This window comes from Caballeronia sp. SL1002, assembly GCF_057814995.1.
Map to the genome: position 1 here is coordinate 35,572 of NZ_JBYMUW010000002.1, position 25,100 is coordinate 60,671.

Below are 25,100 nucleotides of genomic sequence, written 5' to 3' on the forward strand. Positions count from 1 at the left end.
CGCCAAATGCTTCACATCGTCGTGTGATTCAGGGTGCGCGGTCCGTGCGCCCCGACACGCGGGGCGCTGCTTTTCCCGGATGGCGCACCGGATGTCCGCGAATCCTTACCGGGCGATCGGCTTGTAGCGCAGACGCTTCGGCTTCGCGGCTTCCTCGCCGAGACGGTTACGCTTGTCGGCCTCGTATTCCTGATAATTACCGTCGAAGAACGTCACTTGCGAATCGCCTTCGAACGCGATGATGTGCGTGGCGATCCGGTCGAGGAACCAGCGATCGTGCGAGATCACCATGACCGAGCCGGCGAATTCGAGCAGCGCGTCTTCGAGCGCGCGCAGCGTTTCGACGTCGAGATCGTTCGACGGTTCGTCCAGCAGCAGCACGTTGCCGCCGGAAATCAGCGTCTTCGCCAGATGCAGACGGCCGCGCTCGCCGCCCGACAGTGAGCCGACTAGCTTTTGCTGGTCGCCGCCCTTGAAGTTGAAGCGGCCGATATACGCCCGCGACGGCGTTTCGTACTTGCCGACGGTGAGCACGTCCGCGCCGCCCGAGATTTCCTCGAACACGTTCTTCGTGCCGTCGAGCGAATCGCGGCTTTGATCGACGTAGGCGAGCTTTACGGTCGGGCCGGTGACGATCTCGCCCGAATCCGGCTGCTCCTTGCCCGTCAGCATGCGGAACAGCGTGGATTTACCCGCGCCGTTCGGCCCGATGATCCCGACGATCGCGCCCGCCGGAATCTTCATGTTCAGGTTATCGATCAACAGACGGTCGCCGTAAGCCTTGCTCACGTTCTTGAACTCGATCACTTCATTGCCGAGCCGCTCGCCGACCGGAATGAAGATTTCCTGCGTCTCGTTGCGCTTCTGGTATTCCTGGCTGTTGAGTTCCTCGAAACGCGCGATACGCGCCTTCGACTTCGCCTGACGGCCCTTCGGGTTCTGGCGCACCCATTCCAGTTCCTTCTTGAGCGCCTTTTGCCGCGCCGATTCCGTCGATTCTTCCTGCTTCAGGCGGTCCTGTTTCTGGTCGAGCCAACTGCTGTAATTGCCCTTCCACGGAATGCCGTGGCCGCGGTCGAGTTCGAGAATCCACTCGGCGGCGTTATCGAGGAAATAGCGGTCGTGGGTCACGGCGACCACGGTGCCCGGATAACGCGTCAGGAACTGTTCGAGCCAGTCCACCGATTCCGCGTCCAGGTGGTTGGTCGGTTCGTCGAGGAGCAGCATGTCGGGCTTTTGCAGCAACAACTTGCACAGCGCCACGCGACGCTTTTCGCCGCCCGACAGATGCTCGATCTTCGCGTCCCACGCGGGCAGGCGCAACGCGTCCGCGGCGATTTCGAGCTGTTGCTCCGGCGTGCCGCCGTCGCTCGTCGCGAGGATCGCTTCGTATTTGGCCTGTTCGGCGGCGAGCGCGTCGAAGTCCGCGTCCGGTTCCGCGTACGCCGCGTAGATTTCGTCGAGTTTCTTCTGCGCGCTGAAGACGTCGCCGAGACCGTCTTCCACGGCTTCGCGGACGGTCTGCTGCGGATCGAGTTGCGGTTCCTGCGGCAGATAGCCGATGTTCAGGTTCGGCATCGGCGTGGCTTCGCCTTCGATTTCCTTATCGACGCCCGCCATGATGCGGATCAGCGTGGATTTACCCGAACCGTTCAGCCCGAGCAGACCGATCTTGGCGCCGGGGAAAAAGGAAAGGGAGATGTCTTTCAGGATCTGGCGCTTCGGCGGAACGATCTTGCCGACGCGATTCATGGTGAAGACGTATTGGGCCATGTCTGTACGATTGAATGGGTTCGTGAGATGAGCGAAATTCGCCGCGCGGCCAAGCCTGCTTTACCTGCGCCGGGAATTTCGCCGGAATGCGATGCGTGTCTCTTTGCTTGTTTCGTCGCGCGTCGCGGCGGCGCGCTGTTCCTTGAAGCCGCGCGAGGCGCGCGGCGGGAAGAGCCGACATTGTACTTCGTGGGCGCGGCGTCTTACTGCCAGTTCGCGACGCCGCCATGCCGCGAGCACGTTCCACTTCGATGCTGACTGAAACTGTAGGTTCCGTCGCGACACTGCGCGGTCGCGCCGTCCGGAATCTGGCCGGAGCGGGAGTGGGCGGGCGCGTGGACGGTGTTGCCGTCGTGATTCTGATAGGTGCGGTGGTTGTCGAGGTCGGATTCGTCGGGCGTCCCGGTGCTATAAGCCCAAACAGGCGATGCGGCGAATGTCAGAAACGCGGCGGCCAGCCACGGAATGGCCCGGCGATACACCGATGCGGTCATGTCTCTTCCTTATTGTTTTTTCCGGCGCGGCCCATTGCGCGGGCGATAGGCGAAAAAAAGCGGAGTTCCTTTATCGGAGACTCCGCTTTGCAATACAAGCCGTCGCGACGCTTTGTGACGCTCGCGACGAGCCGTATCGGGCGACGCTTACACGTTGAACAAGAAGTTCATCACATCGCCGTCGTGCACGACATATTCCTTACCTTCGGCCCGCATCTTCCCGGCTTCCTTCGCGCCTTGCTCACCCTTGAACGCGACGAAATCGTCGAACGCGATGGTCTGCGCGCGGATGAAGCCGCGCTCGAAGTCCGTGTGGATCGCGCCCGCCGCTTGCGGCGCGGTGTCGCCGACGTGGATGGTCCACGCGCGCACTTCCTTCACGCCCGCCGTGAAATACGTCTGCAGGCCGAGCAGCTTGAAACCCGCGCGGATCACGCGGTCGAGGCCCGGCTCGTTCATGCCCATGTCGGCGAGGAATTCGGTCTTGTCGGCGTCGTCGAGATCGGCGATTTCCGCTTCGATCGCCGCGCACACCGCCACCACCGGCGCGTTCTCGGCGTCCGCGTGACGGCGCACGGCGTCGAGGTGCGGGTTGTTCTCGAAACCGTCGTCCTTCACGTTCGCGACGTACATGGTCGGCTTGGCCGTGATGAGGCACAGCGGCTTGATGAGCGCCAGTTCGTCCTCGGACAGCTTGAGCGCGCGCACAGGCTTGGCCTGATCGAGTTGCACGCGCACTTTTTCCAGCACGACGACGAGCTTGGCCGCTTCCTTGTCGTTGCCCGACTTCGCGACCTTCGAGTATCGCGAGTACGCCTTCTCGACCGTCGAAAGGTCGGCGAGCGCGAGTTCGGTGTTGATGACTTCGATATCCGCGAGCGGATCGATCTTGTTCGCCACGTGAATCACGTTCTCGTCTTCGAAGCAGCGCACGACGTGCGTGATGGCGTCCGTTTCGCGGATGTTCGCGAGAAACTGGTTGCCGAGACCTTCGCCCTTGCTCGCGCCGGCGACCAGCCCGGCGATATCGACGAACTCGACCACGGCGGGCAGCACGCGCTCCGGCTTGACGATCGCGGCGAGCGCCTGCAGACGCGGATCCGGCACTTCCACGACGCCGACATTCGGCTCGATCGTGCAGAACGGATAGTTTTCGGCGGCGATGCCGGCCTTGGTCAGTGCATTGAAAAGAGTGGACTTGCCGACGTTAGGCAAGCCGACGATGCCGCATTGGAGGCTCATGGAATCCTTCGAACTGGTGAAACGGCGCGGGCCGCGTGTCGTTTAGCTGCTATCCCGCTGCATCGGCGCGGCGCCTGGGGCGCGTGCCGGACCGGCAAATCGCATCGGACGGGCAGTCCCGGACGGATCGTTTTGAACGAGGCGAAAAGCGGATCAGCGGGCGGCCACGTCGTGCGGCCGGGCAAACCGCCATTGTAACGCTGGCGCGACCTTGGCGGCCGTCGCGAGGCGCACGGCGGCGTGCGGCCAGACCCTCTTCAGCGCAAATCGCGGCGAAATCCACGCGGCTATAATGATTGGATGACCGAACACCTCCAGACCTTTCACGTTGTTGTCGTCGGCGGCGGGCTTGTCGGCAAGACAGCCGCGCTCGCGCTGACCCAGTCGGGATTGCGCACGGCGCTGCTTGCTTCGCCCGCGGCGGCGCTTCCGAGCGACGCCGTTTTCGACTCGCGCATCTACGCGCTGTCGTCGAGTTCGCAGGCATTGCTGGAGAAGTTGCGCGTCTGGCAGGCGATCGACCGCACGCGGCTCGGTCCTGTGCTCGACATGCGCGTGTTCGGCGACACGCACGGCGAGCTGCATTTTTCCGCGTTCCAGGCGTCGGTGCCGCAACTGGCGTGGATCGCGGAATCGACGCTGATCGAGCAATCGCTCGACGCCGCGCTGCGGTTTCAGCCGAACCTCACGTGGATCGATTCGCGCGCGCAAGGCATGGTCGTCCACGACGACGCCGCGCACGTCACGCTCGCGAACGGGCAGACGCTGGAGGCGGATTTGATCGTCGGCGCGGATGGCGCGCATTCGTGGGTGCGCGCGCAAATGGGCGCGAAGGCGGATCGGCGGGATTATCGGCAGACGGGCGTGGTCGCGAATTTCAAGGCCGAAAAGCCGCATGGCGAGACGGCGTATCAATGGTTTCGCGACGGCGAAATTATCGCGCTGCTGCCGTTGCCGGGCGATTACGTGTCGCTCGTGTGGTCGGCGCGCACGGATCACGCCGACGCGCTCCTCGCGCTCGATCCCGCACAACTCGCCGCAGAAGTGGAAAAGGCGACGCAGAACATGCTCGGCGCGCTCGATTGCGTGACGCCCGCGCGCGGTTTTCCGCTTGCGTTGCAGACGGTGGACCGGCTGATCGCGCCGCGCGTCGCGCTGGTGGGCGACGCGGCGCATTTGCTGCATCCGCTGGCCGGGCAGGGCATGAATCTCGGCTTGCGCGACGTGGCGGCGCTCGCCACGACCGTGGCCGGACGCGAAGCGTTCCGCGATCTCGGCGACCCGGTTTTGCTGCGTCGATACGAACGCGCGCGCCGCGAAGATATCCTGAAGCTGATGGCCGCGACCGATGGTTTGCAACGCCTCTTCTCCGTGCCGGGCACGCTTGCGCGCGCGGTCCGCAATACCGGCATGGCGCTCGTCGGCGCGCAGCCGTTCGTCAAGCGCTGGCTGATTTCGGCGGCGCTCGGATGACGCGGCCGCATTGATCCAAAGCTGAACCAATACAAAACCGCGCGGCCGTTGCCGCGCCACACCATTCACAGGACTTGCCACATGAACAGAACACTCCGCATGGCCGTCGTTGCCGCCGTGACGCTTGGCGCGACGCTCGGACTCGGCTGCTCGGCGCAAGCCGACCAGACCACCGACAAACTCAAGTCCACGTTGCAATCGCGCATGGGCGACATGACGATCAAGAGCATCGAGAAATCGCAGATTCCCGGTCTCTATGAAGTGAATCTCGGCACGAAGATTGTCTACAGCGATGCAACGGGTAATTACGTGCTGCTCGGCGATCTCGTCGATACGCGCACGCGCACGAATCTGACGGAAGCGAAAATCGCGGAGACGAACCGCATCGACTTCGCGAAGCTGCCGTTCGATCACGCCGTGAAAGTGGTGAAGGGCACGGGCGCGCGCAAGATCGCCGTGTTTTCGGACCCGAATTGCCCGTACTGCAAACAGCTCGAAACCACGCTGAAATCCGTCGATAACGTCACGATCTACACGTTCCTGTATCCGGTGCTGTCGCCGGATTCGACCGCGAAGTCGAAGTCGATCTGGTGCGCGAAGGACCGCGCGAACGCGTGGGAAAGCTGGATGCTCGACCACAAGGCGCCGACGCTCGGCGCGACCTGCGACACCGCGGCCATCGACCAGAATCTGAAGCTCGGCCAGTCGATGAACGTGACCGGCACGCCCACCGTGTTCCTCGCCGACGGCCGCCGCCTGCCCGGCGCGGTGCCCGCCGACCGGCTCGAAAAGGAACTCTCGGCGGTTCGCTGAGCGGTATCCGACCCAGACGAAGAGGCGCGCGAGCGCCTCTTCTGATTTGCGGCGCACGCGGCTTGACTCGGAGCCGGGCGCCACAATAAAAGAACAAGGAACTTCACCGATGAATCCGCTTATCTCGCCCGTTCGCTACACGATCGTCCCGAAAAATCCCGCCGCGCATCTGTTCGAGGTGACGCTCACGGTGACGAATCCCGATCCCGCCGGCCAGCGTTTCCTGTTGCCCGTCTGGATTCCGGGCAGCTACATGGTGCGCGAGTTCGCGCGGAACATCGTGACGTTGCAGGCGTTCAGCGCGGCGGGGCGGAAGATCGGTATCGAGAAAGTGGACAAGCACGCGTGGCAGGCCGCGCCGCACGACGGTCCGATCACGCTGCGCTACGAGGTGTACGGCTGGGATATGTCGGTGCGTGCCGCGCATCTCGACGACACCATCGGCTTTGTCAACGGCACGAGCGTTTTCCTGGCCGTCGAAGGTCAGGCGGACGCGCCGTGCGTGGTCGATATTCAGCCGCCGCCGGGCGCGTCGTATCGCAACTGGCGCGTCGCCACGGCGCTGCCGGAAGCGCGCGGCACGAAGCGGTATGGCTTCGGCGCATATCAGGCGCAAAACTACGATGAGCTCACCGATCATCCCGTGACGCTCGGCGAGTTCGCGCTCGGCCATTTCGAGGCGCACGGCGTGACGCACGATATCGTCATTTCGGGCCGCGTGACCGCGCTCGATATGCCACGTCTCTCGGCCGATCTGAAGCGCATTTGCGAGGCGCAGATCGCGCTGTTCGAGCCGCGCACGAAAAAGGCGCCCGTCGACCGCTACGTCTTCATGACCGTAGCCGTGGGCGACGGATACGGCGGTTTGGAGCATCGCGCGTCCACGGCGCTGATCTGCAATCGCGGCGATCTGCCGGTGCGCGGCCGCGCGGAAATGACGGACGGCTACCGGACTTACCTCGGACTTTGCAGCCACGAATATTTCCACACGTGGAATGTCAAGCGGATCAAGCCCGCCGCCTTCGCGCCCTATGACCTCTCGCAGGAAAATTACACGTCGCTGCTGTGGCTGTTCGAGGGCTTCACGTCCTATTACGACGACCTGATGCTCGTGCGCAGCGGGGTGATCGGCGTGAGCGAATATTTCACGCTGCTGGGCAAAACTGTCGGCGGCGTGCTGCGCGGCAGCGGGCGTTTCAAGCAGACGGTGGCCGAAAGTTCGTTCGACGCGTGGGTCAAGTATTACCGGCAGGACGAAAACGCGCCGAACGCGATCGTCAGCTACTACCAGAAGGGATCGTTGATCGCGCTCGCATTCGACCTGTCGATCCGCGCGCAAACCGCCAACCGCAAGTCGCTCGACGACGTCATGCGCCTGCTCTGGCAACGCTATGGCCGCGATTTCTATCACGGCAAGGCGCGCGGGATCGAAGAATCCGAGGTCGAAGCGCTGTTCGCGGAAGCCGCCGGCGCCGATCTCAAGAAGATCTTCCGCGACGGCGTGCATGGCACGCGCGATCTGCCGCTCGACGCGCTGCTCGAACCGTTCGGCGTGACGCTCGCGCCGGATGTCGCGACCAACGGCACGGTCGGCAAGCCGTCGCTTGGCACGCGCGTGCGCGGCGGCGCGGATTGCGTGTTGGCGGCGGTGTACGACGGCAGCGCGGCGCAGAAAGCGGGGTTATCGGCGGGCGACGTGCTGGTTGCTATCGACGGTTTGCGCGTGACCGGCGCCAATCTCGACAGCCTGCTTGCGCGTTATGTGCCGGGCGCGAAGGTGGAAGTACACGCGTTCCGCCGCGACGAACTGCGTCGCGTGGAAGTGAAACTGGATGCGCCCGAGATCATGCGCTACACGCTTTCCGCCGTCGACGGACGCGGCCCGGTGAAGCAATGGCGCGAACGCTGGCTGCGCGGATAAAACGAAAGCGCGGCGGATTGTTCTACCACTGCAACAATCCGTCACGGCGCAATGGCTTGTTCCGGTCGTCTGAAAAAATAAGAATGCTTCCTGTCCGAGCGCAAAGGTGCTCGCAAACCGAATCAGCGGTTCAACGAATCAGCGATTCAGCGAATCAGCGAATCAGAACAGGAGCCACCATCATGACGACCATCCTTCAGATCAATTCCGCCGCCCGTTCGCAAGGCGCCCAGTCCACGCTGCTCGCCGACGAACTTACGGCGAAGCTGCAACAGTCGAACGCAGGCGCGGCAGTCGTCGTGCGCAATCTGCTCGCCGATAACCTCACGCACCTCGACGACGCCACGCTCGGCGCGTTCTTCACGCCCGCCGACCAGCGCACGGCCGAGCAGCAAGTCATCAACGCGAAGAGCGAAGCGCTGATCGCCGAACTGCAAGCTGCGGATATCGTCGTGATCGCCGCACCGCTGTACAACTTCGGCGTTTCGTCGCAACTGAAGGCGTATTTCGACTGGATCGCCCGCGCCGGCATCACGTTCCAGTACACGGCGAACGGCCCCGAAGGTCTGGTCAAAGGCAAGAAGGTGTACGTGGTGTCGGCTCGCGGCGGCAAGTACAGCGGCACGCCGAACGACACGCAAACGCCGTATCTGAAGACGTTCCTCGGCTTCCTCGGCATGACCGACGTGAACTTCATCTACGCCGAAGGCCTGGCGATGGGTCCGGAAGCGGCGGGTGCAGCGCTCGCGACGGCACGCGAAGCGATCGCAGCGGTCTGAATCCGAGTGTGACGCTGGATGCAGGTTAAAAAAGCCCGCCGGGACTTTACGTCGCGGCGGGCTTTTTTTTGCGTTGTCAGGCGAGCAATTGCGCATCGTCGGGGAGACGCCAGTCGATCGGCGTCCTTTCATGCTCGGTCAAATAGGCATTCGCGGCGGCGAAATGCCCGCAGCCAAGAAAGCCGCGATGCGCCGAGAGCGGCGACGGATGAGGCGCCGCGAGCACGCAATGCGGCTTCCCCGTCCCCTCGATCAACCCGCGCTTCGCCTGCGCGTGCGCGCCCCAGAGCATGAACACGAGATGCTCGTGCCGCGTCGCGAGTTCGTGGATGAGCGTGTCCGTGCACTGTTCCCAGCCGCGCCTGGCGTGACTTCCCGCGCGGTCCCGCTCGACGGTGAGCGACGTATTCAGCAGCAACACGCCTTGCTTCGCCCACGCATCGAGACAGCCGTGCTTCGGCGGCTCGAAACCCAAACTCGCGTTGATTTCCTTAAAGATATTGCGCAGCGACGGCGGCGGACGAACCGGCGACGGCACCGAAAACGCGAGCCCGTGCGCTTGCGGCGCGCCGCGATCTTCGCCGTGATACGGGTCCTGGCCGAGAATCACGACCTTCACCGCGTCGGGACTCGTCAGACGCAGCGCGCGGAAGACATCGGCGGGATACACGGTCTTGCCCGCCGCGCGTTCCGCGTCGACGAACGCGCACAACGTGGCGTAACGCGGACTCTCGACAAACGACGTCAGATGACGACGCCAGTCGGCAGGCAGCGCGGCGAACTGGCTTTCCAGCGTTTGACTCGCGCTCGCTTCAGCCGAGGCAAAAAGCGACGGCTGATTCATTTCGACGAACCCAGTTCATCGGGATCGGCGGGTTCGCGCAGACGATAGCCGCGCTGCGCCTTGCTCACGTCTTCCGGCTGCAAGTCCAGAAACATGCCGCGCAATTCGGCCGAGAGCGTGGACAGCGCAGATTCGTCGCCGGATTTCAGTTCGAGCTCGAGTTCGCTGATCGGCGTCGTGCGCGTTTCGCCATCGACTTCCGCCGAGACCTCGCCCGAATCCAGCGCCGCTTCGATACACGCGCCTTCGTGCTCGATATCCCAGATGACGCGCTCGAAATCCGTCCGGAACAGGGCGATCAATTCGGGCGCGGCCGCGCGGAGCGCGTCGCGCGACGGTTCGTCGTCGCAGGCGTCGAGCAGCGCGTCGATTTCCAGCGCTTCGCCCGCGACCGGCAATTCCCACTCGTGCCGGTTGTGCAAACCGCCCATCGATTCGCCGACCGTCTTGAACGTCTGCAACCATTGGTCCGGCGTCGCGCGCAGCCGCAAGGCGGCTTTCGCATTCGCGAGCGTCAGGTCCGGCGTGTCGAAGTAGACGTTTTTAAGCGTGACCGGCCGGCCCGGCTGGCCGGTACGCCGGGTGAAGAACTGCGCCACTTCGTCGTGTTGCGACGTCGGCAGCGCGAGCTTGATCTCGCGTTCGATGCTCAAAATTCGGCCCGATAGATAAGGAAAACGGCGTTAGAAAAACATCCGGGCGAGTTCGGTGCCGGGATCGTCGGCGCGCATGAACGCCTCGCCGACCAGGAACGTGTGCACGTCCATCGCGCGCAGCCGCTCGACATCGACGCGACTCAGAATGCCCGATTCCGTCACGACGATCCGGTCGTCCGGAATTGCGTCCAGCATGCCGATGGTCGTCTCGATCGACGTTTCGAAGGTGCGCAGATTGCGATTGTTCACGCCGATCAACGGCGTTTTCAGCGTCAGCGATTGCCGCAGTTCCTCGGCGTCATGTACTTCGACCAGCACCGCAAGACCAAGCGAATGCGCGAAGGCTTCGAGATCCTGCATCTGCGACAGTTCGAGCGCGGCGGCGATCAGCAATATGCAGTCGGCGCCCATCGCGCGGGCTTCCATGATCTGATAAGGATCGACGATGAAGTCCTTGCGCAGCACCGGCAGACTGCACGCGGCGCGCGCTTCTTCCAGATAAGCCACGCTGCCCTTGAAGAACTGCACGTCGGTGAGCACGGACAGACACGCCGCGCCGCCTGCTTCGTAGGATTTCGCGATCTCGGCGGGCACGAAATGCTCGCGCAGCACGCCTTTCGACGGGCTCGCCTTCTTCACTTCCGCGATGATCGCGGGCTTGTTTTCAGCGTGCTTGGCCCGCAGCGCGCCGACGAAATCGCGCGTGTCGCGCGTGCTCGCCTGCAAGCGCAGTTCTTCGAGCGGCGCGCTCTGCTCCGCCGCGCGGATTTCCTCGCGCTTGACCGCGATGATGCGGTCGAGAATATCGCTCATGTTTTGTCCTCGTTACTTGGCGAATTGTTGCGTGAAGCGCACCAGTTCTTCGACTTTCTCGCGTGCGGCGCCGCTGGCAATGACTTCGCGCGCCATCACCATGCCTTGCGCGATCGATTCCACCACGTTCGCCGAATACAGCGCCGCGCCCGCGTTCAGCGTGACGATTTCGCGCGCCACGCCCGCTTTGTTGTTCAGCGCGCCGAGCAGCATGGTCTTCGATTCCTCTGCGTCAGCCACTTTCAGCGTCCGGTTCGACACCATTTGCAGGCCGAAGTCTTCCGGATGAATCTCGTATTCGCGCACTTCGCCGTTGCGCAATTCGCCCACGACCGTCGCCGCGCCGAGCGAAATCTCGTCCATGCCGTCCTTGCCGTACACGACCAGCACGTGATTCGCGCCCAGGCGCTGCATCACGCGAACCTGAATGCCGACGAGATCCTCGTGGAACACGCCCTGCAACTGGTTCGGCGCGCCCGCGGGATTGGTCAGCGGCCCGAGAATATTGAAAATAGTGCGAACGCCGAGTTCCCGGCGCACCGGCGCGATGTTTTTCATCGCCGGGTGATGGTTGGGCGCGAACATGAAACCCATGCCCGTTTCCGCGATGGACGCCGCCACTTGCTCCGGTTTCAGATCGATATTCACGCCGAGCGCTTCGAGCACGTCCGCGCTGCCCGACTTGCTCGACACGCCGCGATTGCCGTGCTTCGCGACCTTGCCGCCAGCCGCCGCCGTCACGAACATCGTGGCGGTGGAAATGTTGAACGTGTGCGAACCGTCGCCGCCGGTCCCGACAATATCGACGAAATTCGAGCTGTCCTCGACTTCCACGTGATTCGCGAATTCGCGCATCACGGTCGCGGCCGCCGCGATTTCGCCGATGGTTTCCTTCTTGACGCGCAAGCCGGTGATGATGGCGGCCGCCATGACGGGCGACATCTCGCCGCGCATGATCATCCGCATCAGGTGCAGCATTTCGTCGTGAAAAATCTCGCGATGCTCGATCGTGCGTTGCAGCGCTTCTTGCGGAGTGATGGTCATGGACGGGTCTCGGGTCACGCGCGCTTGCCTTGCGCCGGGCTTTTCACGAAGTTTTCGAGCAGCGCGTGGCCGTGCTCCGACAAGATCGATTCCGGGTGAAATTGGACGCCTTCCACGGCGAGTTCGCGATGACGCACGCCCATGATTTCGCCGTCCGGCGTCCACGCCGACACTTCGAGACAATCCGGCAGCGACTCGCGCTCGATCGCGAGCGAGTGATAACGCGTCACGTTGAAATGCTTCGGCAGATCCGCGAACACGCCCTTGCAGTCCGTTTCGATCTCGCTCACCTTGCCGTGCATGATGGTCTGCGCGCGCACGACGCGCCCGCCGAACGCTTCGCCGATCGCCTGATGGCCGAGGCACACGCCCAGAATGGGCAGCTTGCCGGAAAATTCCCGCAATACGTCGAGCGTGATGCCCGCGTGCTGCGGGTTGCTCGGACCGGGCGACAGGCAAATGCGCGCGGGATTGAGCTTCGCGATTTCGTCCAGCGTGATTTCGTCGTTGCGATAGGTACGCACGTCTTCGCCGAGTTCGCCGAAGTACTGGACCAGGTTATAGGTGAACGAATCGTAGTTGTCGATCATCAGCAGCATGGTCTGTCTCCGGTCAGAAATCGCTATCGAGGCCGTCTTGCACCTGCTCGGCGGCGCGCAGCACGGCGCGCGCCTTGTTCTCGGTTTCCTGCCATTCCGATTCCGGCACCGAATCGGCGACCACGCCCGCCGCCGCCTGAACGTACAGATTGCCCTTGTGAATCATGCCCGTGCGGATCGCGATGGCAAGATCCATCTCGCCCGTGAACGACAGATAGCCGACCGCGCCGCCGTACAGTCCGCGCTTGACCGGCTCCAGTTCGTCGATGAGTTCCATCGCCCGCACTTTCGGCGCGCCGGACAGCGTGCCGGCGGGGAAGGTCGCGCGCAGCACGTCGAAATTGGTCGTGCCCGGCTTGAGCTTGCCCTCTACCGAACTCACGATATGCTGCACGTGCGAGTATTTTTCGATCGTCATCTGGTCGGTCACGACCACCGAACCCGTCTGCGCGATTCGGCCCACATCGTTACGTGCGAGGTCGATCAGCATGACGTGCTCGGCGATTTCCTTCGGATCCTGCAGCAATTCGGTGGCGAGTTCGGCGTCGCGTTCCGGCGTATTGCCGCGCGGACGCGTGCCGGCGAGCGGGCGAATCGTGACGATCCGGTCTTCCGCGCGCTTTTCCTGACGCACCAGAATTTCCGGCGATGCGCCCACGACGTGAAACTCGCCGCCGAAGTTGTAGTAATACATATAGGGCGACGGATTCAGCGAGCGCAACGCGCGATACAGCGACAGCGGGTTATCGCGGAATGGCTTCACGAGGCGCTGGCCGACCTGCACCTGCATCAGTTCGCCCGCCGCGATGTATTCCTTCGCGCGCCGCACGGCGTTCAGATAATCCTCTTTGGCGAACTCGCGGTAGGTTTCGGTGCGCACGCTCGCCGACGTCACCGGCGGCTGCACGGTCGTGCGCAGCCGCGAGCGCAGTTCGCGCAGACGCTGCTTGGCTTTCGCGTAAGCCTCGGGCACGGCGGGATCGGCGTAGACGATCAGATAGAGCTTGCCCGCCAGATTGTCGATCACCGCGACTTCTTCGGTCAGCAGCAACTGGATGTCGGGCAGACCGAGGTCGTCGGGCGGCGCGCTGTGCGCGAGCTTCTTCTCCATATAGCGCACGGCGTCGTAGCCGAAATAACCCGCGAGACCGCCGCAAAAACGCGGGAGACCGGGGCGCTGCGCCACTTTGAAACGTTTCTGGAATTGCTCGATGAACGCGAGCGGATCGCCGTCGTGCGTCTCGGCGACTTCGCCGTCTCGTACCACTTCCGTCACGCCCTTCTGCGCGCGGACCATCGTGCGCGCCGGCAGTCCGATGAACGAGTAACGCCCGAAGCGCTCCCCGCCGACCACCGATTCCAGCAGGAACGAGTTCGCGCCATTGCGTTCGGCTTGCGCGAGTTTGAGGTAGAGGGAGAGCGGCGTTTCGAGATCGGCGAGCGCTTCGGCGATCAGCGGAATGCGGTTGAAGCCTTCGTTCGCCAGCGATTGGAATTCGAGTTCGGTCATGTTTCGATCCTTTGCGTGCCGCGCGCGTTAATTGTTGGCGCGGCATCGGGGCACAAACTGGGCGCTGCGTGAGCGTGTTCCGCGTATCGCCGGTTCAATCGTGTTCCTGACCTGGCTGCGCCACATGCGCTGCGTCGCTGTAGGCCTTTGAACCTTCGCGTCGATAGACACCAAGCTCAGAGACAACGGCGGACGCAGAGACTCATGCGGCGCATCAAGGTGAAACGGATCAGCGGGATCGGCGCGCGGATGCGCAGCGAAACAAAAAACGGTTGCCGAAGCGAAACTTCAGCGTACCTCAGGCGAGGTTAGCGCGACCAGCGACGCCAGGGCCAGGCTCCCCGGTCGATGCTGCTCAGACTCCGTTTTTTGTTCAGAAACATGAGAGTGGACTATTCAGTCTGTGTAGGTTTGGGTGCGGCCAGCGTCGTGGCAATCGCCCGTGCTGCGGCGTGCAGCGTAGAAACTATACCATCGGATTTTACGGTTTGCACAGCTTTGCCGTGGTTATAACCATAGGGCACGGTGAGCGTCGCCATGCCCGCGGCGCGGCCCGCGAGCGCGTCGTTTTCCGAGTCGCCGATCGCCACTGCCTCGCGCGGCAAAACGTCGAGCCGCTCGCAAGCCGTCAGCATCGGCAATGGGTCGGGCTTTTTGAGCGGGAGCGAATCGCCGCCGAGCACGACCTTGAAATAGTCCGCGAGACCGAACTTGCCGAGCAATTCGACGGCGAACCGATGCGGCTTGTTCGTGACACAGGCGAGCCCGATGCCCATCTCGCGCATGGCGGCCAGTCCGCGCTCGACGTCTGGAAAGAGCGAGGAAAAGTGCCCGTTGACCTTCGCGTATTCGCTTTGATAGATGGCGAACGCGTCGTCGTACTGCGCGTGGGCCTGCGCTGCCGGCAAGCGCGCGGCCAGCACGCTGCGGATCAGATTCTCAGAGCCTTTGCCGACGTAGCCAACCACTTCGTCGCGCACGATTTCCTTCGCGCCGATCCGCGCGAGCATGGCGTTGAGGGCGGCGGTGAAGTCGTCGGCGGTATCGACCATCGTGCCGTCGAGGTCGATGATTGCCGCGCGAATCGGATTGGTGGTGAAGGGCGGCGCGCTCATTGTTGCGCTCCGGCGAGCGCCAGTTCGGCGCGCATTTCCTCGATCACCGTCTTGTAATCGTGCTTGCCGAAAATGGCCGATCCCGCGACGAACGTGTCCGCGCCCGCCGCCGCGATCTCGCGGATGTTGTCCACTTTCACGCCGCCGTCCACTTCGAGATGAATCTCGCGGCCGGTGCGCTCACGGTACGCGTCGATCCGCGCGCGCGCCTCGCGCAGTTTATTCAGCGCCTCGGGAATGAACGACTGGCCGCCGAAACCCGGATTCACCGACATGATCAGCACGAGATCGACGCGATCCATCACGTGATCGAGATAGCTGAGCGACGTGGCCGGGTTGAAGACGAGGCCCGCCTTGCAGCCGTGATCGCGAATCAGCGAAAGCGAACGGTCGATATGATCCGAACCTTCCGGGTGGAAACTGATCACATTGGCGCCGGCTTTCGCGAAGTCCGGAATAATACGGTCGACCGGGCGCACCATCAGATGCACGTCGATCGGCACTTCCACGTGCGGCCGGATCGCCTCGCACACCAACGGTCCGATCGTGAGATTCGGTACGTAATGGTTGTCCATCACGTCGAAGTGAATCCAGTCCGCACCGGCCGCGACGACGTTGCGGACTTCTTCGCCCAGTCGGGCAAAATCGGCAGACAAAATGCTCGGAGCGATGCGAAATTGCGTCATGGCGTGGACCGGTAGCGTGCGAGGAGACCCATTTTAACGCGGGTATCGTCAAGAATCCGCTGGCCGAATGGCTAACGTTGCGCGGCGGGCGTCCTGCTCGGTTGCGGGTACTGTCGGCATCAAGCAGAATGCGTCACCAGAACGGTCCGACGATTCGCGGCTTGCGCGAGCGGCGCGGCCAGCACTAAATTGGAAAAACGATGAGCCAGTATGAATTCAGCGTCTCGGTGCAGACGCGATATTTGCCCGAGCAATCCGACCCGGACAGCCGCCAGTACGCGTTCGCGTACACGCTCACCATCCGCAATACGGGCGAGGTGACGGCGCAACTGATTTCGCGTCACTGGATCATCACGGACAGCGACAGCCGGATTCAGGAAGTGAAGGGCCTCGGCGTGGTCGGCCATCAACCGCTGCTGCCGCCGGGCGAACAGTTCGAGTACACGAGCTGGGCGGTGATCGCGACGCCGGTTGGCACGATGCGCGGCGAGTATTTCTGCGTCGCGGAAGACGGCGAGCGATTCGAAACGCCGGTTGCGGAATTCGCGCTGCATATGCCGCGCACGTTGCACTGAGCGGTGGCTAGCGGCGTTTCGCCGTATCGTTCGACCGGTTTTTCTTCTTGCCCGACGACGTCCACGCGACGATGAAGACAAGCAGGAAGAGCGCTGCGAGCGATTCGAGCGCGAAAATGAGCATTGGATATTCGTCGAACAGATCTGACATGGCGGTTCCCATCAAGAACGAACATTGTATGCGTTTCATGCGCACGGGCGCCGGTTTGGCGGCCTGGGCGGCTTCACTTGCGACTGCGGTTCTGCTCGCGTCATGCGGCGGCGGCGGGGCGATCAAAAGCGGCGCGGTTGCCCCACCGACCGGCGCGCCGATCATCGCCGGCCAGCGCGCGGCGACCCGACTCACGGCGGTAAGCTGGCAACAAGTGCCGGGCTGGCAAGACGATTCGCTGATCGGCGCGACGGCCGCGCTGCGTCAGAACTGCGCGCGTCTCGCGCGGCAGACGAACTGGCAGAAGGCATGCGCGGCGGCGGCGCGACTCGACGACCTCGACATGGCGGCAGCCCGCGATTTCTTCGAGGCCTATTTCACGCCGTTCCAGTTAGCCAACACGGACGGGACGCTCGACGGCCTCGTCACCGGTTACTACGAGCCGCTTCTTCGCGGCGCGCGCACGCGGCACGGTCCGTATCAATATGCGCTTTACCGCTGGCCGTATAAGTACAAGGCCGGTTCGCCGTTGCCCGCGCGCGCGCAACTCGAACGTTCGGGCGTGTTGGCCGGGAATGAACTCGTCTGGGTGGACGATCCGATCGAGGCATTCTTTCTTCAGGTGCAAGGCTCGGGCCGCGTCGTGATGGAAGACGGCAGCGTGATGCGCGTCGGGTTCGGCGGGACGAACAACCAGCCGTACCGGTCGATCGGGCGTGAGTTGCTGGACCGGCGCGAACTGACGCCCGCGCAGGCGACGATGCAAGGCATCAAGGCCTGGGCTCGAGCCAATCCCGCTCGCGTCGATACTTTGCTCGACGTGAATCCGCGTTTCGTGTTCTTCCGCGAAATGCCGGCGACGGACACCTTGCCCGCTGGAACGGGCGAAGGCCCGGTTGGAGCACTCGGCGTGCCCCTGACACCCGAACGGTCCATCGCCGTCGACCCCGCCGCCATCCCGCTCGGCACGCCGGTGTTCCTGCAAACCACGCGGCCCCTCAGCAATTCGCCCATGAACCGTCTCGTGTTCGCGCAGGACACGGGCAGCGCGATTAAGGGCGGCGTGCGGGCCGACTATTTCTGGGGCCTCGGCGACGACGCCGGCGATCTCGCTGGCCGCATGAAGCAGGCCGGGCGCATGTGGCTCTTGTTGCCTAACTCTTGACCTGGGAATCGCTGCGGTTAGAACGGCCTCGAAGCATTTCGAGGCCGTTTTTCATTGCACGACTTTTCGTTTATCCACGACACGGCGCGCTTTGCCGACCGACCGTTCGATGCCGTTGACAGCAAGCACCGAGACCACCGCGCTCACGCCGATCAGCGCCTTGATGTCGTAGGTCAGCGCCGACCTCGCCGCGTCCAGCGCGCCTCGGTTCGCAGCCGATTCCGGACACGGCTCGACGTTGAGCGTCATCACGTCGAGCGGTCCCTCCTTGGTGAGGACGATCTGATAATGCGGCGCAAGCACGCGATGCTTCAGCAACAACTCCTCGATCTGCGTCGGAAAAACGTTCACGCCCCGCACGATCATCATGTCGTCCGAGCGCCCGGTGATCTTTTCCATGCGGCGCATGGTCCGGGCTGTGCCGGGTAGCAGACGGGTCAGGTCGCGCGTCCGATACCGGACGATGGGCAACGCCTCTTTTGTCAGCGAAGTAAAGACGAGTTCGCCGAATTCGCCATCCGGGAGCACCTCTCCGCTGATTGGATCGATAATTTCGGGATAGAAGTGATCTTCCCAAATGGTCGGTCCGTCTTTCGTTTCGGCGCACTCCGAAGCCACGCCCGGGCCGATCACCTCCGACAGACCGTAGATATCCACCGCGTCGATGCCCATGCGCTGTTCGATCGCCGAGCGCATGTCGTTGGTCCACGGCTCAGCGCCGAAGATGCCGATGCGAAGCGAGCAGCGAGCCGGGTCCACGCCCTGGCGCTCGAGTTCGTCGGCGATCGAAAGCATGTAGCTGGGCGTCACCATGATGATGTCGGGACGAAAATCCTGAATCAGTTGCACCTGCTTTTCCGTCTGGCCGCCACCGAACGGAATGACCGTGAGGCCCGCACGCTCAGCGCCGTAATGCGCACCGAGTCCGCCGGTAAAAAGGCCGTACCCGTAGCTGACATGCACTTTGTCCCCACGGCGCGCGCCCGCGGCGCGGATCGAACGCGCGACCAGATTCGCCCACATGTCGATATCGTTCGCCGTGTACCCGACCACGGTGGGCTTGCCGGTCGTCCCGGACGAAGCGTGAATGCGCGAAATCCGCTCTTGCGGCACGGCGAACATGCCGTACGGATAGTTGTCACGCAGATCCTGCTTCGTCGTGAAGGGAAAACGGGCGAGATCGGCGAGCGATTTCGCCTGCTCCGGATGCACGCCGGCCTCGTCGAACTTGCGCCGGTACACAGGCGAGTTCTCGTAAGCGTGAGTGAGCGACCATTTCAGCCGCTCAAGTTGCAGGGCGGCGAGTTCGTCGCGGCTCGCGGTTTCGATGGAGTCGAGCGGCAGCGGGGTATTCATGGAACGTCTCCTTCCTGATCCTGTTTGCTCAAAATCGGACTGCCGTCGTATTCAGTCTTCCGTGGGAATCACCGTTCCCTTGATTTGCGCCGATTTGCCGCGAAACATCGCAACCGTTTCGCCTTCGCGATTCGTCACGCGGATGTCGTAGATGCCGGTGCGCCCGGTCAGCGATTGTTCGACGCCTTCCGCCGTCAGCCGGTCACCACCTTTGACGGCGCGCAGGAATTCAATCGAGCATCCCGCCGCGACCGTGCTGATGTTGTAGGAGTTGCACGCGAACGCGAAAGTCGAGTCCGCCAGCGTAAAGATCAGACCGCCGTGGCAAATGCCATGGCCGTTGAGGAAATCGTCGCGCACGTCCATTTGTAGGCGGGCATAGCCGGGCCGGACTTCGAGGATCTCCATCCCGAGCGCGCGGCTGCACGCGTCGGATTGGTACATCGAGCGGGCAGTGGCTTCGGCGAGTTGTTGCGGTGTGGTCATTGGAATATCCGGCAGTGTTATATCCCGCGTGTTCAAAGACCTTCGAAGCGCGGCGGGCGCTTTTCCCTGAAGGCGGCGACGCCTTCCGCATAGTCCGGCGATGCCCCGAGTTCGCGCTGCAGGTCGCGCTCGATATCGAGTTGCTCATCGAGCGTGTGCGTGGCGCTCTCACGGATGGCGCGTTTGATTGCCGCGACCGCGCGCGCGGGCTGCTGCGCCAGTTGCGCGGCGAGTTCGCGGGCGGCGCGCAACAGATCGCTATCGTCGACCACGCGCCACACGATTCCCCACGCTTCCGCTTTCTCCGCGCTCAGCTTCTCGCCGGTCAGTGCGAGCCCGAGCGCGCGCGCTTCTCCGACGCGCCTCGGCAATAGCCATGTCCCGCCTGAATCCGGCACGAGTCCGATCTTTACGAACGCCTGGATGAAACTCGCTGAACGGGCCGCGACAATCAGATCGCACGCCATCGCCAGATTCGCTCCCGCGCCAGCAGCCGTGCCGTTGACCGCGGCGATCACCGGCAGCGACAAATCCTGCAGGCGACGCACGAGCGGATTGAAATGCGCATCGATCAACTCGCCGAGATCGGTCATGGCGCCGGGCGCGAAATCGAGATCGGCCAGATCCTGTCCCGCGCAAAAACCGCGTCCTGCGCCCGTAATGACTAGCGCCCTGGAGCCGCTCGCCTCGATTTGAGTCAAGGCTTCATCCAGTTCCGCGTGCATAGCCCGCGTGAAACTGTTCAGTTTGTCCGGACGGTTGAGCGTCAGAACAGCGACCCGCGTGGGGCCGTCGAGCTCGACCAGGATCGACTTTTCGGGCATGCGTGTCTCCTTCGCGTTGGTAATTTCGGTGTGCGTCGGCGCCAAACCGACACAGCGATATTAGCGATGGATCGCTGCGCCTTCCATTCGGCCGAATGGCCTAAGCCATCCGGCCGACATTTTGCCTATGACGTTTGGCCGACTTCCTGGACAACGGCGTTCGGTGCAACATGCATTCGACTCTGAACGACGCGAAACCGGTTCGCGACAAACGCCGCGTCGGCGAGCGCCGCGTTTGCGGCCGGGTTCGCGCCGGTGCCGTGAAAATCCGAGAACGCGGCCGACTGATTGACGAACACGCCGCCCGTCAGATTGATCGAAAGCGCAACGCCACCGCGAATTGCAGCCTCATGCGCCTGTTCCACGACAGCATCGTCCGTGCTGTACACCGACAGCGTCAGCCCGCCATGCTCGGCGGCAATCGAGCCGGCCATGTGGAGTGATTGCGAAGTGGAATCGGTGGCGATCACGAAAGAGATCGGCCCGAACCATTCTTGTGTGTATCGGGCGGCATCGGTGCGCGCGTCGAGTTTGAGCATCAGCGGCGTGCGCACGCGTGCTTCGGCGAACGCGGGATGCTTGAGCGACTGACTATCGGTGAGCACCTCGCCAATCCCGCGCGCCGCGTCGATCCGCTGGATCACGCCGTCGTTCTGGATCGCGCCGGTGAGTTCGACGGCGCGCGCGGGATCGGCGATCAGCTTTTCGACCGCGCTGGCGAGCGTGCGGGCGACTTCGTCGAAGCTGATCCGGCCTTCGCTCGTCTCGATACCGTCGCGCGGCACGTAGATGTTCTGCGGCGCCGTGCACATCTGGCCCGAGTACAGCGCAAGCGAAAAGGCGATGTTGCGGGCGACGGCTTTGAGATCGTCGGCCGAGTCGATCACGATCTGGTTGACGCCGGCTTTTTCGGTGTACACCTGCGCCTGATGGGCATTTCGCTCGAGCCAGGTTCCGTTCTGCGAACTGCCGGTAAAGTCGATCAGCTTTATCTCGGGGCGAAGGGCAAGATCCTGGACGAGAGGGCCGTCGTTCGGATCGGTCGCGAGCAACGTGACGACGTTCGGGTCGAAGCCAGCCTCGCGCAGCACGTCACGCGCAATCCGGACGGTGATCGCGAGCGGAAGAATTGCGCCGGGATGCGGCTTCACCACAACGGAATTGCCCGTCGCGAGATCCGCGAACAGACCCGGGTAGCCATTCCAGGTCGGAAAAGTACAGCATCCGAGCACGAGCCCCGTGCCGCGCGGCATCACGGAGAACCGTTTTTTCATCGCGAGCGGCGGATTTTTCCCTTGCGGCTTTTCCCAGTGGGCTTCGGCTGGAATCCGGCGCAACTCGTTCCACGCGTAGGCCACCGCTTCGAGCGCCCGGTCCTGCGCGTGTGGACCGCCGGCTTGAAACGCCATCATGTAGGCCTGCCCGGTCGTGTGCATCACGCTGTGCGCGATCTCGAAACTTGCGCGATTGATTCGCGTCAGAATTTCGAGGCAGACACCGACCCAGGCTGTCTGCCCGGCTACGCGCCAGGCAGGTTGCGCCGCAGTCGAGGCGCAGAGGAGTGCATCCACGTCGGCCTTTGGATAGCGAACGCCGAGCGGGAAGCCAAAAGGTGAAATTTCGCTGCCGACAGTGTCGCCAGTCGAAGGTTGATCGAGTTCAAACATGCCGTTCAGATGCGCTTTGAATGCCGTCTCGCCGTCTGCGCTGGCCGTTTCCCCGTACACTTTGGGACTCGGAATTTCGGCGAACGGACTCCAGTAGCCACGCGTTTCGATGGCCGCGAGCGCTTTTTGCAGCGTCGCTTCGTGCTTCGTGAATAGCGGATGTGTCATGGTGGCAGAGGAAGTTGGACGCGGCGAAACGTCTGGACCATTAATTGACCGACCGGTTGGTTTGCGAATGGTAGCATTATCGAGATAGCAGCGCGAAGCGATTTCGCGCGAACCCTTAAAAGGAGGAGTCGATGACTTACGAGAACGTGCTGACTGAGGCGCGCGGGCGGGTTGCGCTTATTACGCTGAACCGTCCGAAGGCGCTGAATGCGCTGAACGACGCCCTGATGGACGAGTTGGGCGCGGCGCTCAAGCAGTACGACGCCGACGACGACATCGGCGCGATCGTCATCACCGGCAGCGAAAAGGCGTTCGCAGCAGGGGCGGACATCGGCATGATGGCGGGCTATTCCTATATGGACACGTACAAGGGCGACTACATCACGCGCAACTGGGAAACCGTGCGGACGATCCGCAAGCCGATCATCGCCGCTGTCGCCGGTTTCGCGCTTGGCGGCGGCTGCGAACTCGCAATGATGTGCGACATCATCATCGCCGCCGACACAGCCAAATTCGGGCAACCCGAGATCAAGCTCGGCGTGATTCCCGGCGCCGGCGGGACACAGCGCTTACCGCGCGCGGTGTCGAAGGCCAAGGCAATGGACCTTTGCCTGACGGCTCGCATGATGAACGCCGACGAAGCGGAACGCGCCGGGCTAGTGTCGCGCGTAGTTGCCGCCGACCGTCTGCTCGACGAAGCCATCGAAGCAGCGACGGTCATCGCCAGTTTTTCGCTTCCCTCCGTGATGATGGCTAAGGAGGCGGTCAATCGCGCTTATGAGAGCACCCTCGCCGAGGGGGTTCATTTCGAGCGCCGCCTGTTCCATTCGCTCTTCGCCACCGAAGATCAAAAGGAGGGGATGGCGGCGTTTGTCGAGAAGCGCAAACCGGTCTTTAAACACCGCTAGATATTCTCTCGAAATTGCGCTTGCATAGTGCGTTGCGAGTGACTAGAATTCGGTCCTTCGCGCTTTTGTGAGTGCGAAGGAAGCGGGAAGGCGGGGCGGTACGTAAAGTCTGGAGAGCCAAGCGGGACGGGGTCTTCGAGGCGGTCGGCGAGTTTAGAAGTTAAAAAAACTTGTTGACGATAAGCGAAACGTTCTTCATAATCTCGTTTCTCTGCTGCAGATGCAGCGACGCAAAAAACGAAGTGCGGAGGCGGTAAGCCGAAGCGGTTCGGGCGACTAAGATAGGCGCCAAGTTTTGCGAATGTTCTTTAAAAACTAACAGCCGATAAGTGTGGGCGCTTGATCGCGACGTTGGACTAGATTTTCGGATCTGGTTTGAAGCGAAAGTATCAAGTCTCACACTAGTATTAAGGTAGGTTTTGAGTATCGAAAGATAAGCAGGATCTGTCAGTACGTTGAGTGAGCGACCGGTTCTTAACTGAACCGAAAAACAGTAACAGGCATTGAACTGAAGAGTTTGATCCTGGCTCAGATTGAACGCTGGCGGCATGCCTTACACATGCAAGTCGAACGGCAGCACGGGAGTAATCCTGGTGGCGAGTGGCGAACGGGTGAGTAATACATCGGAACGTGTCCTGTAGTGGGGGATAGCCCGGCGAAAGCCGGATTAATACCGCATACGATCTACGGAAGAAAGCGGGGGATCTTCGGACCTCGCGCTATAGGGGCGGCCGATGGCAGATTAGCTAGTTGGTGGGGTAAAGGCCTACCAAGGCGACGATCTGTAGCTGGTCTGAGAGGACGACCAGCCACACTGGGACTGAGACACGGCCCAGACTCCTACGGGAGGCAGCAGTGGGGAATTTTGGACAATGGGCGAAAGCCTGATCCAGCAATGCCGCGTGTGTGAAGAAGGCCTTCGGGTTGTAAAGCACTTTTGTCCGGAAAGAAAACCTCTTGGATAATACCTGAGGGGGATGACGGTACCGGAAGAATAAGCACCGGCTAACTACGTGCCAGCAGCCGCGGTAATACGTAGGGTGCGAGCGTTAATCGGAATTACTGGGCGTAAAGCGTGCGCAGGCGGTTCGTTAAGACAGATGTGAAATCCCCGGGCTTAACCTGGGAACTGCATTTGTGACTGGCGAGCTAGAGTATGGCAGAGGGGGGTAGAATTCCACGTGTAGCAGTGAAATGCGTAGAGATGTGGAGGAATACCGATGGCGAAGGCAGCCCCCTGGGCCAATACTGACGCTCATGCACGAAAGCGTGGGGAGCAAACAGGATTAGATACCCTGGTAGTCCACGCCCTAAACGATGTCAACTAGTTGTTGGGGATTCATTTCCTTAGTAACGTAGCTAACGCGTGAAGTTGACCGCCTGGGGAGTACGGTCGCAAGATTAAAACTCAAAGGAATTGACGGGGACCCGCACAAGCGGTGGATGATGTGGATTAATTCGATGCAACGCGAAAAACCTTACCTACCCTTGACATGGTCGGAACCCTGGTGAGAGCTAGGGGTGCTCGAAAGAGAACCGATACACAGGTGCTGCATGGCTGTCGTCAGCTCGTGTCGTGAGATGTTGGGTTAAGTCCCGCAACGAGCGCAACCCTTGTCCTTAGTTGCTACGCAAGAGCACTCTAAGGAGACTGCCGGTGACAAACCGGAGGAAGGTGGGGATGACGTCAAGTCCTCATGGCCCTTATGGGTAGGGCTTCACACGTCATACAATGGTCGGAACAGAGGGTCGCTAAGCCGCGAGGTGGAGCCAATCCCAGAAAACCGATCGTAGTCCGGATCGCAGTCTGCAACTCGACTGCGTGAAGCTGGAATCGCTAGTAATCGCGGATCAGCATGCCGCGGTGAATACGTTCCCGGGTCTTGTACACACCGCCCGTCACACCATGGGAGTGGGTTTTACCAGAAGTGGCTAGTCTAACCGCAAGGAGGACGGTCACCACGGTAGGATTCATGACTGGGGTGAAGTCGTAACAAGGTAGCCGTATCGGAAGGTGCGGCTGGATCACCTCCTTTCT

22 protein-coding genes and 1 rRNA gene are annotated in these 25,100 nt (G+C 62.3%); 8 read left to right on the forward strand and 15 right to left on the reverse strand.

Going from position 1 to position 25,100, the window contains the following annotated elements; translation table 11 throughout:
* Positions 1-105 precede the first annotated feature (105 nt).
* The 3 genes from ettA to ychF form a co-directional block, all read right to left on the reverse strand.
* Positions 106-1,773: an energy-dependent translational throttle protein EttA gene (gene ettA, locus AC3D25_RS03105; RefSeq protein WP_488887025.1), complete on the reverse strand. Its 1,668-nt coding sequence runs from the start codon at positions 1,771-1,773 to the stop codon at positions 106-108.
* 203 nt (positions 1,774-1,976) lie between these two features.
* Positions 1,977-2,267 carry a DUF3761 domain-containing protein gene (locus AC3D25_RS03110; RefSeq protein ID WP_488887026.1) on the reverse strand — a complete coding sequence of 97 codons (291 nt, stop codon included), beginning with the start codon at positions 2,265-2,267 and terminating at the stop codon, positions 1,977-1,979.
* A gap of 147 nt (positions 2,268-2,414) precedes the next feature.
* A complete protein-coding gene (gene ychF / locus AC3D25_RS03115) occupies positions 2,415-3,509 on the reverse strand; it encodes a redox-regulated ATPase YchF (RefSeq protein WP_488887027.1) in 1,095 nt (364 codons plus the stop codon).
* 300 nt (positions 3,510-3,809) lie between these two features.
* Between ychF and AC3D25_RS03120 the strand changes: the two genes are divergently transcribed.
* From AC3D25_RS03120 to AC3D25_RS03135, 4 genes are all read left to right on the forward strand, one after another.
* Positions 3,810-4,982: a UbiH/UbiF family hydroxylase gene (locus tag AC3D25_RS03120; protein WP_488887028.1), complete on the forward strand. Its 1,173-nt coding sequence runs from the start codon at positions 3,810-3,812 to the stop codon at positions 4,980-4,982.
* Positions 4,983-5,063: 81 nt separating this feature from the next.
* Complete coding sequence (locus AC3D25_RS03125; RefSeq protein WP_488887029.1) at positions 5,064-5,795, forward strand: DsbC family protein; 732 nt, start codon at positions 5,064-5,066, stop codon at positions 5,793-5,795.
* 121 nt (positions 5,796-5,916) lie between these two features.
* On the forward strand, positions 5,917-7,716 hold the full coding sequence (locus AC3D25_RS03130) for a M61 family metallopeptidase (protein ID WP_488889576.1): 1,800 nt from the start codon (positions 5,917-5,919) through the stop codon (positions 7,714-7,716).
* A 182-nt stretch (positions 7,717-7,898) separates the two neighbouring features.
* Positions 7,899-8,495, forward strand: a complete 597-nt coding sequence (locus AC3D25_RS03135) for an FMN-dependent NADH-azoreductase (RefSeq protein WP_488887030.1) — start codon at positions 7,899-7,901, stop codon at positions 8,493-8,495.
* A 76-nt stretch (positions 8,496-8,571) separates the two neighbouring features.
* On the opposite strand, the gene AC3D25_RS03140 is transcribed toward AC3D25_RS03135, so the two are convergent.
* From AC3D25_RS03140 to rpe, 8 genes are all read right to left on the reverse strand, one after another.
* Positions 8,572-9,339 (reverse strand): uracil-DNA glycosylase, encoded by a 768-nt coding sequence (locus tag AC3D25_RS03140; RefSeq protein WP_488887031.1) that lies wholly within the window; start codon positions 9,337-9,339, stop codon positions 8,572-8,574.
* Positions 9,336-9,992 (reverse strand): CYTH domain-containing protein, encoded by a 657-nt coding sequence (locus AC3D25_RS03145; RefSeq protein WP_488887032.1) that lies wholly within the window; start codon positions 9,990-9,992, stop codon positions 9,336-9,338. Before AC3D25_RS03145 ends, AC3D25_RS03140 begins: the two co-directional genes overlap by 4 nt.
* A gap of 30 nt (positions 9,993-10,022) precedes the next feature.
* Positions 10,023-10,808 carry an indole-3-glycerol phosphate synthase TrpC gene (trpC, locus tag AC3D25_RS03150; protein WP_488887033.1) on the reverse strand — a complete coding sequence of 262 codons (786 nt, stop codon included), beginning with the start codon at positions 10,806-10,808 and terminating at the stop codon, positions 10,023-10,025.
* Between the two features lie 12 nt (positions 10,809-10,820).
* Positions 10,821-11,852: an anthranilate phosphoribosyltransferase gene (trpD, locus tag AC3D25_RS03155; protein WP_488887034.1), complete on the reverse strand. Its 1,032-nt coding sequence runs from the start codon at positions 11,850-11,852 to the stop codon at positions 10,821-10,823.
* Positions 11,853-11,866: 14 nt separating this feature from the next.
* The gene (locus AC3D25_RS03160; protein ID WP_488887035.1) at positions 11,867-12,451 is read right to left on the reverse strand and encodes an aminodeoxychorismate/anthranilate synthase component II; all 585 of its coding nucleotides are present in this window, start codon (positions 12,449-12,451) and stop codon (positions 11,867-11,869) included.
* Positions 12,452-12,464: 13 nt separating this feature from the next.
* On the reverse strand, positions 12,465-13,961 hold the full coding sequence (gene trpE, locus AC3D25_RS03165) for an anthranilate synthase component I (RefSeq protein WP_488887036.1): 1,497 nt from the start codon (positions 13,959-13,961) through the stop codon (positions 12,465-12,467).
* Between the two features lie 392 nt (positions 13,962-14,353).
* Complete coding sequence (locus tag AC3D25_RS03170) at positions 14,354-15,076, reverse strand: phosphoglycolate phosphatase (RefSeq protein ID WP_488887037.1); 723 nt, start codon at positions 15,074-15,076, stop codon at positions 14,354-14,356.
* Complete coding sequence (rpe, locus tag AC3D25_RS03175; RefSeq protein ID WP_488887038.1) at positions 15,073-15,762, reverse strand: ribulose-phosphate 3-epimerase; 690 nt, start codon at positions 15,760-15,762, stop codon at positions 15,073-15,075. Before rpe ends, AC3D25_RS03170 begins: the two co-directional genes overlap by 4 nt.
* Positions 15,763-15,962: 200 nt before the next feature.
* Here rpe and apaG point away from each other — a divergent pair, with 200 nt between their 5' ends.
* The gene (apaG, locus tag AC3D25_RS03180) at positions 15,963-16,337 is read left to right on the forward strand and encodes a Co2+/Mg2+ efflux protein ApaG (protein ID WP_488887039.1); all 375 of its coding nucleotides are present in this window, start codon (positions 15,963-15,965) and stop codon (positions 16,335-16,337) included.
* 71 nt (positions 16,338-16,408) lie between these two features.
* Positions 16,409-17,653 carry a murein transglycosylase A gene (gene mltA, locus AC3D25_RS03185; protein ID WP_488887040.1) on the forward strand — a complete coding sequence of 415 codons (1,245 nt, stop codon included), beginning with the start codon at positions 16,409-16,411 and terminating at the stop codon, positions 17,651-17,653.
* 51 nt (positions 17,654-17,704) lie between these two features.
* Here mltA and paaK read toward each other — a convergent pair whose 3' ends face one another.
* The 4 genes from paaK to paaN all read right to left on the reverse strand — a co-directional run bounded on the left by paaK (position 17,705) and on the right by paaN (position 22,154).
* Positions 17,705-19,009, reverse strand: coding sequence for a phenylacetate--CoA ligase PaaK (paaK, locus tag AC3D25_RS03190; protein WP_488887041.1), 1,305 nt, complete (start codon positions 19,007-19,009; stop codon positions 17,705-17,707).
* A 51-nt stretch (positions 19,010-19,060) separates the two neighbouring features.
* Positions 19,061-19,495 carry a hydroxyphenylacetyl-CoA thioesterase PaaI gene (paaI, locus tag AC3D25_RS03195; RefSeq protein WP_488887042.1) on the reverse strand — a complete coding sequence of 145 codons (435 nt, stop codon included), beginning with the start codon at positions 19,493-19,495 and terminating at the stop codon, positions 19,061-19,063.
* A 32-nt stretch (positions 19,496-19,527) separates the two neighbouring features.
* Positions 19,528-20,319 carry a 2-(1,2-epoxy-1,2-dihydrophenyl)acetyl-CoA isomerase PaaG gene (gene paaG, locus AC3D25_RS03200; RefSeq protein WP_488887043.1) on the reverse strand — a complete coding sequence of 264 codons (792 nt, stop codon included), beginning with the start codon at positions 20,317-20,319 and terminating at the stop codon, positions 19,528-19,530.
* Between the two features lie 125 nt (positions 20,320-20,444).
* Complete coding sequence (paaN, locus tag AC3D25_RS03205; protein ID WP_488887044.1) at positions 20,445-22,154, reverse strand: phenylacetic acid degradation protein PaaN; 1,710 nt, start codon at positions 22,152-22,154, stop codon at positions 20,445-20,447.
* A 131-nt stretch (positions 22,155-22,285) separates the two neighbouring features.
* On the opposite strand from paaN, the gene AC3D25_RS03210 reads away from it, so the two are divergent.
* Together AC3D25_RS03210 and AC3D25_RS03215 are read left to right on the forward strand one after the other, a co-directional pair.
* Positions 22,286-23,062 carry an enoyl-CoA hydratase gene (locus AC3D25_RS03210; protein WP_488887045.1) on the forward strand — a complete coding sequence of 259 codons (777 nt, stop codon included), beginning with the start codon at positions 22,286-22,288 and terminating at the stop codon, positions 23,060-23,062.
* A 505-nt stretch (positions 23,063-23,567) separates the two neighbouring features.
* Positions 23,568-25,098: ribosomal RNA gene (locus tag AC3D25_RS03215) — 16S ribosomal RNA — on the forward strand.
* Positions 25,099-25,100 lie beyond the last annotated feature (2 nt).

Coding starts and splice junctions, on each gene's coding strand:
- ettA (WP_488887025.1), bottom strand. CDS start 1,773: ATGGCCCAATACGTCTTCACCATGAATCGCGTCGGCAAGATCGTTCCG.
- AC3D25_RS03110 (WP_488887026.1), bottom strand. CDS start 2,267: ATGACCGCATCGGTGTATCGCCGGGCCATTCCGTGGCTGGCCGCCGCG.
- ychF (WP_488887027.1), bottom strand. CDS start 3,509: ATGAGCCTCCAATGCGGCATCGTCGGCTTGCCTAACGTCGGCAAGTCC.
- AC3D25_RS03120 (WP_488887028.1), top strand. CDS start 3,810: ATGACCGAACACCTCCAGACCTTTCACGTTGTTGTCGTCGGCGGCGGG.
- AC3D25_RS03125 (WP_488887029.1), top strand. CDS start 5,064: ATGAACAGAACACTCCGCATGGCCGTCGTTGCCGCCGTGACGCTTGGC.
- AC3D25_RS03135 (WP_488887030.1), top strand. CDS start 7,899: ATGACGACCATCCTTCAGATCAATTCCGCCGCCCGTTCGCAAGGCGCC.
- AC3D25_RS03140 (WP_488887031.1), bottom strand. CDS start 9,339: ATGAATCAGCCGTCGCTTTTTGCCTCGGCTGAAGCGAGCGCGAGTCAA.
- trpC (WP_488887033.1), bottom strand. CDS start 10,808: ATGAGCGATATTCTCGACCGCATCATCGCGGTCAAGCGCGAGGAAATC.
- trpD (WP_488887034.1), bottom strand. CDS start 11,852: ATGACCATCACTCCGCAAGAAGCGCTGCAACGCACGATCGAGCATCGC.
- AC3D25_RS03160 (WP_488887035.1), bottom strand. CDS start 12,451: ATGCTGCTGATGATCGACAACTACGATTCGTTCACCTATAACCTGGTC.
- trpE (WP_488887036.1), bottom strand. CDS start 13,961: ATGACCGAACTCGAATTCCAATCGCTGGCGAACGAAGGCTTCAACCGC.
- AC3D25_RS03170 (WP_488887037.1), bottom strand. CDS start 15,076: ATGAGCGCGCCGCCCTTCACCACCAATCCGATTCGCGCGGCAATCATC.
- rpe (WP_488887038.1), bottom strand. CDS start 15,762: ATGACGCAATTTCGCATCGCTCCGAGCATTTTGTCTGCCGATTTTGCC.
- apaG (WP_488887039.1), top strand. CDS start 15,963: ATGAGCCAGTATGAATTCAGCGTCTCGGTGCAGACGCGATATTTGCCC.
- mltA (WP_488887040.1), top strand. CDS start 16,409: ATGAAGACAAGCAGGAAGAGCGCTGCGAGCGATTCGAGCGCGAAAATG.
- paaK (WP_488887041.1), bottom strand. CDS start 19,009: ATGAATACCCCGCTGCCGCTCGACTCCATCGAAACCGCGAGCCGCGAC.
- paaI (WP_488887042.1), bottom strand. CDS start 19,495: ATGACCACACCGCAACAACTCGCCGAAGCCACTGCCCGCTCGATGTAC.
- paaG (WP_488887043.1), bottom strand. CDS start 20,319: ATGCCCGAAAAGTCGATCCTGGTCGAGCTCGACGGCCCCACGCGGGTC.
- paaN (WP_488887044.1), bottom strand. CDS start 22,154: ATGACACATCCGCTATTCACGAAGCACGAAGCGACGCTGCAAAAAGCG.
- AC3D25_RS03210 (WP_488887045.1), top strand. CDS start 22,286: ATGACTTACGAGAACGTGCTGACTGAGGCGCGCGGGCGGGTTGCGCTT.